17 protein-coding genes are annotated in these 12,690 nt (G+C 34.8%); 2 read left to right on the top strand and 15 right to left on the bottom strand.

Annotation, left to right across the window (positions count from 1 at the left end; genetic code table 11):
• Window position 1: 1 nt before the first annotated feature.
• The 5 genes from C8D94_RS05250 to C8D94_RS05270 form a co-directional block, all read right to left on the bottom strand.
• A complete protein-coding gene (locus C8D94_RS05250) occupies window positions 2–1,003 on the bottom strand; it encodes a cbb3-type cytochrome c oxidase subunit II (RefSeq protein ID WP_115122814.1) in 1,002 nt (333 codons plus the stop codon).
• 37 nt (window positions 1,004–1,040) lie between these two features.
• The gene (locus C8D94_RS05255; RefSeq protein WP_115122815.1) at window positions 1,041–2,798 is read right to left on the bottom strand and encodes a cbb3-type cytochrome c oxidase subunit I; all 1,758 of its coding nucleotides are present in this window, start codon (window positions 2,796–2,798) and stop codon (window positions 1,041–1,043) included.
• A gap of 46 nt (window positions 2,799–2,844) precedes the next feature.
• A complete protein-coding gene (locus C8D94_RS05260) occupies window positions 2,845–3,279 on the bottom strand; it encodes an RrF2 family transcriptional regulator (protein ID WP_115122816.1) in 435 nt (144 codons plus the stop codon).
• A 100-nt stretch (window positions 3,280–3,379) separates the two neighbouring features.
• Window positions 3,380–3,727 carry a DUF488 domain-containing protein gene (locus tag C8D94_RS05265; protein ID WP_115122817.1) on the bottom strand — a complete coding sequence of 116 codons (348 nt, stop codon included), beginning with the start codon at window positions 3,725–3,727 and terminating at the stop codon, window positions 3,380–3,382.
• 118 nt (window positions 3,728–3,845) lie between these two features.
• A complete protein-coding gene (locus C8D94_RS05270; protein ID WP_115122818.1) occupies window positions 3,846–4,220 on the bottom strand; it encodes a hypothetical protein in 375 nt (124 codons plus the stop codon).
• A gap of 122 nt (window positions 4,221–4,342) precedes the next feature.
• On the opposite strand from C8D94_RS05270, the gene C8D94_RS05275 reads away from it, so the two are divergent.
• On the top strand, window positions 4,343–5,014 hold the full coding sequence (locus C8D94_RS05275; RefSeq protein WP_115122819.1) for an RNA polymerase sigma factor: 672 nt from the start codon (window positions 4,343–4,345) through the stop codon (window positions 5,012–5,014).
• Window positions 5,015–5,048: 34 nt separating this feature from the next.
• Window positions 5,049–5,309 carry a GNAT family N-acetyltransferase gene (locus C8D94_RS05280; protein ID WP_115122820.1) on the top strand — a complete coding sequence of 87 codons (261 nt, stop codon included), beginning with the start codon at window positions 5,049–5,051 and terminating at the stop codon, window positions 5,307–5,309.
• 19 nt (window positions 5,310–5,328) lie between these two features.
• On the opposite strand, the gene C8D94_RS05285 is transcribed toward C8D94_RS05280, so the two are convergent.
• The 10 genes from C8D94_RS05285 to C8D94_RS05335 form a co-directional block, all read right to left on the bottom strand.
• On the bottom strand, window positions 5,329–5,931 hold the full coding sequence (locus C8D94_RS05285) for a MarR family winged helix-turn-helix transcriptional regulator (protein WP_115122821.1): 603 nt from the start codon (window positions 5,929–5,931) through the stop codon (window positions 5,329–5,331).
• Between the two features lie 47 nt (window positions 5,932–5,978).
• Window positions 5,979–6,242 carry a DUF2024 family protein gene (locus tag C8D94_RS05290; RefSeq protein ID WP_115122822.1) on the bottom strand — a complete coding sequence of 88 codons (264 nt, stop codon included), beginning with the start codon at window positions 6,240–6,242 and terminating at the stop codon, window positions 5,979–5,981.
• Window positions 6,243–6,246: 4 nt separating this feature from the next.
• Window positions 6,247–6,969 (bottom strand): hypothetical protein, encoded by a 723-nt coding sequence (locus C8D94_RS05295; protein WP_115122823.1) that lies wholly within the window; start codon window positions 6,967–6,969, stop codon window positions 6,247–6,249.
• A 69-nt stretch (window positions 6,970–7,038) separates the two neighbouring features.
• Window positions 7,039–7,272, bottom strand: coding sequence for a thioredoxin family protein (locus C8D94_RS05300; RefSeq protein WP_115122824.1), 234 nt, complete (start codon window positions 7,270–7,272; stop codon window positions 7,039–7,041).
• Window positions 7,273–7,420: 148 nt separating this feature from the next.
• Entirely contained in the window at window positions 7,421–8,239 is an 819-nt protein-coding gene (locus tag C8D94_RS05305) for a universal stress protein (RefSeq protein ID WP_115122825.1), read from the bottom strand.
• Between the two features lie 26 nt (window positions 8,240–8,265).
• Window positions 8,266–9,348: a mechanosensitive ion channel family protein gene (locus tag C8D94_RS05310; RefSeq protein ID WP_115122826.1), complete on the bottom strand. Its 1,083-nt coding sequence runs from the start codon at window positions 9,346–9,348 to the stop codon at window positions 8,266–8,268.
• 6 nt (window positions 9,349–9,354) lie between these two features.
• Window positions 9,355–10,680: a Na+/H+ antiporter NhaA gene (gene nhaA, locus C8D94_RS05315; protein ID WP_115122827.1), complete on the bottom strand. Its 1,326-nt coding sequence runs from the start codon at window positions 10,678–10,680 to the stop codon at window positions 9,355–9,357.
• 10 nt (window positions 10,681–10,690) lie between these two features.
• Window positions 10,691–11,584, bottom strand: coding sequence for a pirin family protein (locus C8D94_RS05320; protein WP_115122828.1), 894 nt, complete (start codon window positions 11,582–11,584; stop codon window positions 10,691–10,693).
• Between the two features lie 7 nt (window positions 11,585–11,591).
• The gene (locus tag C8D94_RS05325) at window positions 11,592–11,900 is read right to left on the bottom strand and encodes a phosphoribosylpyrophosphate synthetase (RefSeq protein ID WP_115122829.1); all 309 of its coding nucleotides are present in this window, start codon (window positions 11,898–11,900) and stop codon (window positions 11,592–11,594) included.
• A 235-nt stretch (window positions 11,901–12,135) separates the two neighbouring features.
• Window positions 12,136–12,603 carry a Dps family protein gene (locus tag C8D94_RS05335; RefSeq protein ID WP_115122830.1) on the bottom strand — a complete coding sequence of 156 codons (468 nt, stop codon included), beginning with the start codon at window positions 12,601–12,603 and terminating at the stop codon, window positions 12,136–12,138.
• Window positions 12,604–12,690 lie beyond the last annotated feature (87 nt).

Here is a 12,690-nt window from a genome sequence, read left to right on the forward strand (position 1 = left end):
ATTATTGTACTTGTGAAATTGAATCTCGTAATCGTGTTATAGTTTCAATAGGAACTTTAGGTGCGTTGTTTCCCCAATTGGAGCGTTCGTGGTCTGCAATGGCTTTAATTTCTTCATCGGTTAATTGGTCTGCAAAGGATTGCATCACTCCATATTCTTTACGTGCATCATATCCCAGTAAAATAATTTTAATAAGCGTTTCCGGGTTTTTATCATTCACAATGAGACTTCCTGCCAATGGAGGAAATGCTCCCTTTACACCACGACCAGTTGATTGATGACAAGCCGCACAATTGTTTTGATATAGACTGGCGCCTGCTGAACTTTCTGAATTTGTTCCTGTCTCATTTATACCTATATCTTTTGGCAATGCCGGTATAAATTCTGGTGGTACTGCATCTTCCATTGAAAATTGCTGTAAACTTTTTAAATAGGCCACAAGATCTAAAGCTTCTTCATTTGCTACTAACACATCGCTTCCTTCCATTTTTGTTATTCCACGAGGTAAGGTCACATCGTCCTCTTTAATATAAGAGGTGTCTGTTACTCTAAATAGCCACGAATAACTGGGCATTATTGAGGCTTCTACGACCAAGCGAGGGTTGTATAGGTGCAACAAGTGCCACTGGTCGCTGGGTTGTCTAGTGCCAATATCTGTAAGATCTGGACCCGTTCGTTCACTTCCCAATAGGGAAGGGGACTGCCGCCAGACGTCCATTCGTTGTTTACTATAATAATAGTCTGAGGCCATTGACGGTCTATCACCCCACACAGCATCCATCTCAATATTTCTTACTTGTTGCGTGTGGCAGGCTACACAACCTTCCGAAATGTAAACGTGAAGCCCTTTTTTTTCAGAAATAGTTAAGTCTAACTGCCCTGGGATGGGTTCATATTCTTGCATTTGGTATGCGGGAATAATCGCAACACCAATACTGAGTACTACAAAAACTATGAGAGAAAGCAGTACGAGATTTTTATGATCTTTATGTAAGTTCAACATAAGTTATTTTTGTTATAATGCTGTTTCTAAATATTATTTATAGTTCGCTTTGTGAATAGTTCCGAAGCAATGTTCCCACTGGTTTTTTCTTTCGAATCATTAAATAGAAATTATAACCAAAGATGAGATGAGAAATAAACATAAGTGAACCGCCCACGGCACGCCAAACCCAATAATTTTCCATAAGTATTACAGATTCTATAAACGGATTGCCCTCAATCCAACTCAAGCCTTTTAGAGTCCCGCCTGCCATAAGTGAGACCATATAGGCAATTAGCCCAATGAATGCTAACCAAAAGTGACTTCCTACAAGATATTGGGGTGGTTCTTTGCCAGTTATTTTAGGCAGTAATGCATAGACACACGCCCACATTAAAAATGTGATAATGCCGTACATTGTCATATGCGAGTGCGCCACATTAAAATCTGTAAAATGCCATAGGTAGTTTGTGAATCGAAATGCTTGAAAACTTCCCTGTACAGATCCCACAAAGTAGAACACAACGCCCACCAAAAAGAAAGGAAGTACATAGCTTTTTGATATATGATTCCAACTGCCACGCATCGTCATTAAAAAGTTTGTGGTACCTGCAAACACGGGAATAAACATTCCCGCACTAAAAACAATGGCAACCGTTTGTAACCACCACGGTAATGGGCTAAATACAAAATGGTGCGTTCCTATAAGGGTGTAAAAAAGCATTTGAGTCCAGAATGCCAAGACTCCTAATGAATAGGAATAAATAGGTTTATTAAGTGACGATGGAAGAAAGTAGTAAACCAGCCCTAAAGTGAAGGTCATAAACCACATTCCCACACCCTGGTGCATATAATAGCCCTGAATTACGGTTTCACCCAGCCCATCTTGATATGATGGGAAATACCCGATAATGGTCAATATAATTGTCCAAACAAGAGAGGCAAGTATAAACCAGTTTGAGATGTAAATTTCTGAAATTTTACGCATTGCAACTGTTTTATAAAAATTGAAAAACGTGATGATAATACCAATTGCAAAAAGTGCCATAATAGGCCAGATATATTCTCGGTATTCTCCACCACCATTATTTACTCCTGCCATAAGAAAGAGATTGCCTAAAAAAACACTTAAGTTGATGAGCCAAAAAGCAATTTTAGACCAGGCATAACTAACAATTTCTCGATTTGACGTCCTGCAAATAACATAATGTCCCAGCCCTATCATTGCCAGTGAAGCCCAACCCCAAAAAACAGTATTCGTATGCACCGGACGCAAGCGACCAAAGGATAACCAGCTGCTAGTGTCCATTTCTGGCCAGATAAACTTCATCCCTAAATATTGTCCCACAAGAGTGCCAAAGATGAGCCAAAATGCTGAGGCTCCGATATACCAGATTACAATTTGTTTAAGCTCTTCAGAAATTTTAATTTTTATGGTGGACCGTGCTTTTTCATCAAATAGTGGGTTTTTTGGGTTTATAATTTTTTTTATGAAGCCACTATTTTTAGAAGATATTTTAGTGAGTTCTGCTTGCTTCTGAGTCACTTGAAAGCCCTGCCTACGCAATTCTAAAATTTTATCTACCTCTTCTTTGTCAAGATTGACGAGTCTTCTTTCAAATTCTTCTTCGGTTAGGTCTTTTGTGTTTTTAGTTAAAAGATCTGCATAAATATTTAGTCTTTTTATAAAAATGAAAAGCCCTAAAAAAACAACAATAAAAATTAAGACTATTGTACCAATGACACCAGGACTTGAAAGCCAATTTTCAGTGGTTACCTCTGTGGTTTGAATAATAAATGAGAGCGTGTTTTTCATATTATAGATATAAAGACCTTTTTATCTTATTTTATATTAATTTTTTTTATTGTTTGAGTACCGTTAGTCCTAAATTCAAATCCTTAGCTACCTTTAGAAGGGTGGAGGATTGTAGCGTTTCATTCAGTTGATTCCTGATTATCACAAATTTTTCGTGCATAGGACAGGGTTCATTCTCATTACATTTTTCTAGTCCTAGCGCACAGCCATCAAATAACTGATTGCCATCTATGGCTAGCACAATTTGTTTAATACTTGTTTTTTCTAAGCGTACTTTCTCTATTTCAAAACCTCCATTTGGTCCTTTAGTAGAATTAACAATATTTGCTTTCGCAAGAATTTGCAAAATCTTAGCTGTAAACGCCGTTGGAGAATTAGTAGCTGCGGCAATTTCTTTTAAGCTAACTCGTTCTCCTCGTTGCGATTTTTGTGCAATGAAAAGAGTCGCTTTGATACCGTACTCACAACTTTTTGAAAACATTTACTTCTGGTTTGCTGGGACAAAGATAACGAAAAATATAATTCGGATATAAATGTCCGAATTATATTTTTCTATCAAATTTTTATAATCGAAGAACCAATTATTTATTCAAAAGTTTTTGTAATACAACTGCTTGATTATGTTCTGTATCCTTCGCTCCATAGAGTAGGGTGACTCTTTGATTTTGAGCTTTATTCTTGATTTCGTCAAGGTCAGTGGTTTTACCTTCAAGTTCTTTACGGTACTTTTTTTCGAATTCGGTAAATTTATCGGTATCGTGATCAAACCATTTACGAAGCTTTTCCGTGGGTGCGACATCCTTATTCCAATCGTCTAGGGCAGCATCTTCTTTAGACACACCTCTTGGCCAGAGGCGGTCGACCAAAATACGATAACCATCATTCTCTGAAGGCTCTTCGTAAATTCGTTTTATTTTTATTTTTTTCACGAGAAGTTAATGTTATAATCTTTCGTTAACAGAGCGTTATAAACAAAATTATTAATGTTTACTTATTCACAAATATGCAACAATTACCGGTTATTATAATTTTAAGGTTTACGTAATTTTATTTTCCAACACCTTCCTGAGAAAGTTTGGCCAACGAAAATGCACCGATAGCCATTACCAAATCCCTTACCGCGACATCTACATATGTCCAGCTAAATATCAAGGTCAACGCGATCGCAGTTAACCAGGCCGAAACAACATAAGCACCTATCTTGGTTTTTGTCAATACAAGGATACCTGCAATAATTTCAATAACGCCCACTATCATCATAAATGTTGTAGACTCAAGAGGAAGCAATCCTGCTAATCCTTCGGAAATATATTGAGACCAATTGGTTAAAATATTAGTGAATTTGTCCAGTCCTGCAACAATTGGGACTAAACCAAAAGTGTATTTCAATAAGGTTTTTACAAATTGTACGTTCGAGTTCATCTTTTTGGTTTTTTAGGCATTAATAAATTGATTACACTCTTTTGATTGAAAACTTTAAAAAAGGATACAATATTTTGTAACTTTTTTCTCGATTCTTTATCTAAAACAAAAGAACTAGCCCAATGGAAGCTATAAACATCAATGATTATAACAATCAAAAAATTAGTGAAGAACAAGTCATATCGCGCGTACTTGGTGGGGAAAAAGAACTCTTCGAGATACTGATAAAGCGCAATAATCAAAAATTGTATCGTATTATCAGGGGATATTTAAAGGACGAAGCAGAAATTGAAGATGTGATGCAAAATACCTATTTAAAAGCTTTCTCCAAATTACATCAATTTAAATTGCAGTCTTCATTTTCTACCTGGCTAATTCGCATAGGTATAAATAATTCATTGGCGCGAATAAAAGCAAAAGGAAAACTCTTGCATTTACTCCAGCAACCAGATAGCTTAAAGAGCAACACTATTTTCGAAATTCCCGATAACAGGCAATTAAATCCGCAGGACAAGATGATACAGAATGAGTCAAAGCGATTGTTGGAAAATGCAATAGATAGTTTGGATGTTAAGTACAAAACGGTTTATATAATGAAAGAAATTGAAGAAATGAGTTTGAAAGAAGTAGCTACAGCTTTAGATTTAACCGTTGCCAATGTGAAAATACGCTTACACCGCTCAAAAGATAAACTGAAAGATAAGCTTTATGAAGTGACGAATACTAAAGATATTTTTGAATTTGGTTTTAGTAGGTGCGATAGAATTACAGAAAACGTGATGAAGAACATATGAATTTTTACGGAAGGTTTATAAAATTACAAGTGTTATGACAAAAATTGAAAAAGTAGATAACGGTAATAAAGGCCGTTTTATAATTTATGAAAATGATGAATTTGCTGGTGAATTGAAGTATAGTAGGCCTGAGAAATCAAAATTCAGTATTGACCATACAGCTGTTGAAAAGAAATTTGCTGGGAAAGGTTTAGGAAAGAAACTAGTAATAAATGCAGTTGAATACGCTAGAGAAAATCAATTGAAAATACTCCCACATTGTTCGTACGCAAAAAAGATTATTGAAAATTTATAAATTAAATAAGATAGGTCAATTAATGTGCTTCGTATTCTGGGCAATCCAGGCGTATATCCTGGTTAAATAATTCTTTTTGAAGTAGGTCACAGTAATCAGCATCTTCATTTTTTTGGTAGAACTTACAGCCATAGCAAGTCCGCTGTACGGTTAATATTCCGCTTCTATTTAGCTTGTAAATCAGTTTGCTCATAGTCTCAAATAAATTTTCCAATTCATTTGGGTCAATAGTGTCGATTTGTTTTTTAAGCGGATTAGCAAAATCATAGATTTCATCTACAGTTTTTGTTCCCAAATTTGTTAATGCAATTGAGTAGCTTCGGCTGTCCGAAGACGAAAAATCTTTCGCAATCATTCCTTTTCTATCTAGCACTCTTACGGCATCACTTATAGTAGGTTTGGTTACATTGAATTCTTTTGCAAGATGACTTACAATGCACAAATTTTGTTTGTGGTAGGCTATGAAAATCAATATTTGGATTTGGATAGGACTTAAGCCCACCAACTTCGCTTTTTCCCACAACAAAACTTTAAATACTTCTGAAATCCGTTCCAATCCTGCAACGATCTTACTTGAAATATCCTTTTGTTGTTGTTCTGGGTTAAAGATGCTTTTTTTCATAAAAAAACCCGCCGTTTAGCGGGATAAAGTTAGTAATCCTAATTTAATTAGTTGCAATTTTCCATTTCAATTATGGCGTAGCCATTCTTTTTGATGGATTCAATCATTTCTTGTGTTGCATTTTCAATATGGCAAAAGCGACATTCCCCGGCAGTTAGCTCGCCAGTTGAAAATTGTTTGCTCTGTAAATAGTTCTTGCCAAAATCAAAAATAGTTTGCTCATCTTTTAGATCACGCGGAACCAAAATATCAAAGTGCATTGTTTTGCCATCTTTACGTTGAACGTAGGTGTCCCAAATTGCAATTTTCATCTTATTATTTTTTTAAATTATAGGGTAAGGATAAATCGCCACTCGCTACGCTATATACTTCATAAACGCCCAACATTGGAAGATTCTCATTACTGGTGTTTACCTTCATAAATGCAGTTACTCCATCATACTTAAAATCTGTTCTGTTGTTCATCCGATAGTCTGGGACTATAACTTTTATAGTATTTCTCTTGGTAGTGACAGGATAACCTGGTGAATCCATATACATTGGCATTCCTGGATTTGTTGGTGGTAACACAACTGTTTTATCGGCCTTTTTAAATTGCTTTACTGAAAGACCACCCGCGACCCGTTTATCTTCGTGAAGTATTACCCAATGCGGATGCCAAATAACACCATCATTATTATATACTTTGTCGTTATTCTCATCCCAAAGTGGTGTATCGTCAAAATCAGGATGCGAAGTCAAGGCAAGTGCCACGATGCCTTCCGTTTGATTAAAACCTACATCTGTTGGTTTTAAATTGGTAGGAAACACATAACCTAAAACTGGCGCTCCATCAAGCTGTCCAATTTTTGTAGGGGTAGTATTTCCTGCGGTTCCATCTACACTTATTTCCCAAACAGTAATTCCTAATTCGGCTTCGTGAGTTACACTAACTTCATTAATCTTGAAGTCATCATTTTTGTATTCGCTCTCTTGTGCATAAACAAAAGTTGTGCTTAAAAGAATTGTTGCTGTAAATAATAATAAAATTGATTTCATTTTGATTTGATTTAGAAAGTTAGGACTCCGTTTATATATTAGGAATCCTAACTATATAGATTAAAAAAATTAGCCTTTAACGTCTGCCATCGAAGCGCCAAAATTGATGTGTAATGTGTTTCCATTTGGTGTTACCAATGCTGGGACAGAATTAACACCTGCTTTTTCAGCTTCTGAAATTCTGTCTCGGTCTTCGCCTATGTTTACAATTTCGACACTGTCTTTTCCAACTAAATTAATGATGTCGTGCTCTGCACTTATGCAAACCGGACATCCTGCGTGATAAAAAATTGATTTACTCATTGTATAGTGTTTTATATTAATGCATTATTGCATTACAAATATAGTAAGGAATCCTAACAACACAAATTTAAAGATGATATTTTATTTTATAAAATTTCATCAGTATAAAAATTGATTTTAAGATTTAATTCTTAATTGAATAATGAAATTATAACTTAAATGACATTACAGGTAATTTTGAGTGGTTTGCTAGATCTTCAGAAATACTTCCCATTAAGAAATGATTTAAACCTTTTCTGGCATTGGTGCTTACAGCAATTATATCTGCTTTGGTTTCTTCAGCATATTGAATCAATCCATCTTCAACCGTGTATCCAGCAATAAATTCCACATTATCTGTGCCCCCGGCTGTTGCAAATGCCTTAACCTTTTCATTAAATTCTCTCGAACTAATGAAACCATTGTTTGGTCTGTTCACAAAAACGGGGTGTACATTACTCCCTAATGATGAAAATAAAGTAGTTGCTTTTTTAAAGGCAGGGATACTTTCTGGTTCTAAACTTGCTGCATATACCACATTTTTTAAATCAAAATTATTTGGTTCGGATTTAATTATCAATACTGGTGTACTACTATTGCGCACCATTTTCTCAGCATTAGATCCGGCAAATAGTCCGTCTTGAGCGGTAAGACCTTTTGATCCCATTATAATAAGGTCTGCATCTACTGCACGTGAAACTTCGTCCACTTCGTTATACACTTTATAATGTTTAACGATGGGGTCTACTTCAATACCTTTAAGATAATCTTTGTCTAGAAAATCTTCAAACTTCTTTTTTGCAAGAGATAATAGAAAAAACATTTTGTTTGTATTTTCAGTATCGGTCCTAGTTAATATAGAATCTGATAATTCTAACATATGCAACACGTATAGCTTTGAGCTGTGTTTTTTTGCAATTATTGCGCCTGCTTTTAGTGCAAACTCAGATTGTTTTGAAAAGTCTACGGGTATAATGATGTTTTTCATAATTGTTTTATTTTGAAATTAATAATTTATTTTTCCTCCTTCATTACAAGGGTTCTGTGCGGGAAAGGTATTTCGATACCTTCTTCGTCAAAACGTTTTTTAATACTTTCCAACACGTCAATCTTTAGTTGAAAGCTGTCGCTGTAATTTTGCTCCCAAGTCCAGGCTCTTATGGTCATTGAAGAGTCGTCTAACTTTATAAGAGCAGTCTTTACTATTGGATTGCCTTCTTGTATTTCAAGCTCTGTACGATTATCCAAGATTAACGGGTGCTTTTCACATTCTTCCTGCATAATTTTTTTTGCTAAATCTATATCACTGTCGTAGGAAATTCCTATTTCGATACGTTCGCAGCATTTTAATTCACCTAAATCATAATTGATCAGTTTTTCTTTATTGATAATTGAATTAGGAATTACAATCATTTTATATTCAAAATTTCGAATTACCGTATGGCGCAATGTGATATCTGTAACCCTACCCACCATAGTATCTGTTACTTTAATGAGATCGCCTATCTTGAAAGGTTTAAAGATGATAATAAAAAATCCTCCTATTATGTTAGCTAGTGCCTCTTGAGAAGCGATACCTGCAATAATAGCAATAACCCCAGCACCACCTAATGCAGTATGAGCAATACCCCGCATAGAAGGAAAAGCTAATAGAGCAAGTATAATACCTAAAAAATATATACTAAAGACAGCGACATATCTTAGGTACTTATATGCTGTGGGATCTTCATTACTGGCGATTTTATGCGCTACCTTTCTTTTAAACCAAATATTAATACCGGCAGCAGCAACGATGGCGAAGATGGTAATTGCGCCTAAATAAAGGACTATGTTAAAGTTGCGTAATATAATCTCATCTTTCTCTCTATCTACTACAACAAAACTCAAAGCAATAATACCCAGAACAAGCCACAGCGCCTTGAGTATTCTTTTCAATACGTTTAAAATATTTGAGTTTTCATCGGGAAGTAGTTGCTTCTTCTTCCTTACAGCCCATTTATAAAATAAATTAGTAACACCCCGTAAAATAATTACGGTTATAATAACTCCTATGATCCAATATATTGAAGCTTTGTATGTGAGAATAAATTCTTCCATTAGAAATTAACTATTGCTTAATGTTTGATTACTATCATTTGAGATTTTGCTAAATCTCAAAATCAGATAGCCTATTATTGCTGAAATAAAGGAACCTAACAATATTCCTATTTTTGCCGAATCTATAAATTCTGGTGATGATGTAAATGCCAGACTAGCTATAAAAATGGCCATTGTAAAACCTATTCCTGCTAAAAAAGAAACCCCTAAAATTTGTTTAAAACCTATATCATTGGGAACTTCTATCAACCTTAGTTTTTTAGCAAACATCACAATAGAGGTAATGCCAATTGCTTTACCTATCACCAGACATATTATAATATTGATTACTAAAGCTGAATCTAAATATGCATTACTATCAATGAACACACCTGCATTAGCAAGCGCAAACAAAGGGATTATAAAATAGGCGACCCAACCGTGCAAGCTGTGTTCTAAATGCTGTAAAGGCGATTGAAATTTTGAAGACCAGTCCTCTAAATCATCTATGTGCTCTATCTGTTCTGTAGAAAGTATAGGCTTATGCAAAATACTGGAGTTTTTAATGTTATTGTAAACGACCTCTAATTGAGCCAGAAATTTTGAAGTATCGATTTTCTGTCTAATAGGAACTGAAAATGCTAATAAAATTCCTGCAACCGTTGGGTGTATACCAGATTTTAAAAACAAGAACCAAATTATAACTCCAAAGAAAAACAAAAGAAATCTTGAATAAAAACCTTTAAATGATAAGCCATACAATATACCGAGCATTGTTAATGGAATCAGTAGTAATGTAAGATTGATGGAGCCACTATAGAATAAGGCAATGACTAACACCGCGCCTATGTCATCTACAATAGCGAAGGCCGTTAAAAATATTTTGAGACTTAATGGGACGCGTTTTCCAAGTGCACTAAGAACTGCCAGTGAAAAAGCAATGTCTGTAGCCATAGGTATACCCCATCCTTTAAGTGTTTCTGGGTTTTCATTGAGTATAACAAAGATTATAACAGGAATTAACATCCCGCCGAGAGCACCTACTAAGGGAAACGCAATTTTTCTCTTTGAATTGAGTTCTCCAATCATCAATTCGCGTTTAATTTCTAAACCAATAAGAAAAAAGAAAACAGCCATTAAGCCATCGTTTATCCAAAGAATCAATGGTTTTTTAAATTCAAAATTTTCGGTTATGATTCCTAAATCATTTTGCCAGAGTTCCCTATATATATCACCAAACGGAGAGTTTGCCCATACTAACGCCACAATAGTTGTGAACAATAATAAAATACCACTAAGCCCTTCGATTTTTACGAATTTTTGAAAGGGTGTTAGAAAAACTCTTTGAATCATCTAATTGGTTTTATAGTTTACGTGATTCTGGTAGTGGTATAAATTCTTTTTCATCCCCCTGAACTTTGGCAAAAGTCTTCAGATTTTGTTCTTTCCAATCTTGTTTAGCCTGTTCGATGACAGCTTTATCAGAATTCACAAAATTCCAATGAATAAATCGCTCTTCTTCAAATGGGATTCCTCCAAAAACATATATGATCGTATCAGGTTCCATTTCAAACGAACACAAAGTACTATCCTTAGCGATTAAAATTAGTTTATTACCATATTTATGTCCGTCTGTATTAATACCACCTTTTAAAATATACAGCGCACTTTCGCCGTAGAGTTCATCGCCAATATTAATTTGCTGTCTATCAAAGCTTTTTATTTCGATAAAATACAAATCACTATAAACAGGCACGGGAGATTTTTTGTCAAATGCTTTACCTGCTATCAACTTAAATTGAGCTCCTTGTTCGTCCCAATGAGGTATATCTTTCTCTTCAATATGGGTAAAGGAGGCTTCTGTCTGCTCTAAATGTTTTGGCAATGCTACCCAAATCTGTAATCCGTGTAGAGACTTCTCTAAGTCACGTAAATACGCTGGAGTTCTTTCAGAATGTACTACACCTTTTCCAGCGGTCATCCAGTTTACCGCTCCTGGTTTAATCTCAATATCTGAACCCAAGCTATCTTTATGCTGAATGGATCCCTCAAACAAATAGGTAAGTGTGGACAACCCAATATGTGGATGTGGTGGCACATCAAGATTTTCTTCTTTGCTCATTTTCGCTGGTCCTATATGATCAATAAACGCAAAAGGCCCTACTGTGCGTTTCTGTCTAAATGGCAGTAAACGTCCTACCATAAAATTGCCGATGTTGGCGGCTCTTTCTTCTATAATTAATTTAATGTTCGACATAGTATTATTATCTACCTGGTCTGTTTAGTTTTTGAACCAATTTAAAAGATGCATAGTCTGCATAAATACCATAGGCATTTACTAATAAGCCTCTTACTTTACCATCTGTAGAAGAAATAGCATACAAAACGCTTTCATTGTCCACATCAGACATTTCCTGAAAACGGTATTTTTCATCAATTTCGAATTCTTCAGGTTTTAATTGACAGTGTTTTTCTGGACATTCTATAAAATCTTCTTTCATATTAAAGTTGTAGGTGTAGCCTTTGTTTGTAAGGTCATTGATGGCTGTAGATAATGTGGTGTATTTTCCCATTGTATGATCATTTAATTTGTTGTTGTGATACTATTTAATTGTCCAAATAGCCCATTTTTGTTGTCCATATTTCAAGTTTTTCGGTTTAGGAAAGTTCTGATAAGACTTTTTCACTTTCTTTTATCGACATTTCCGATAATTCAGAAAATTCTTTTGCAGTGAGTGAATGGTATTTAGAAAAAAACGTTTTCCAATTTTTACTGTATTCACTTTTAGTTTGAAAAGGGATTTTTAATTATTTCAAATAGGAGTTAAACATCCAAAGGGTTTTTTCTGTTTCTGAAATATAATCACTCATTAGACTTACAGTACCTTCATCATTAGTATCTGCTGCAAGCGTAAGAATTTCCCGTTCTTTTTTTACTAATGTTCTAAAATTATCTATGACTACTTCAACACCTTTTGTACCATCTGATACGTTTTTTTCTTCTTTAATCTGTGTGGTTTCAAGATAATCTGTGTAAGCGTGCAACGGTACGGCTTCTAGTGTTAAAATGCGTTCTGCAATCTCGTCTATTTTAACAAAAGCATCCTTATACAATTCTTCAAACTTAGCGTGTAGTTCAAAAAACTCTTTACCTTTTATGTTCCAATGTAGTCCTCTGAGGTTTTGATAGAAGATTTCATAGTCTGCTAATAAAACATTAAGTTCTACAGCTAATCTCTCAGCTTTTCCCCTGTCTAATCCTACTAAATTTTTCATATTTTTAAATTTTTAATTGGGTTATATATTATAAGCTCCCTACGAGCATTTTTATTATTGAATTATAGCAGAATAATAAGTATTTGA

Origin of the sequence: Marinirhabdus gelatinilytica (genome assembly GCF_003353425.1) — a bacterium.
GTDB lineage: Bacteria > Bacteroidota > Bacteroidia > Flavobacteriales > Flavobacteriaceae > Marinirhabdus > Marinirhabdus gelatinilytica.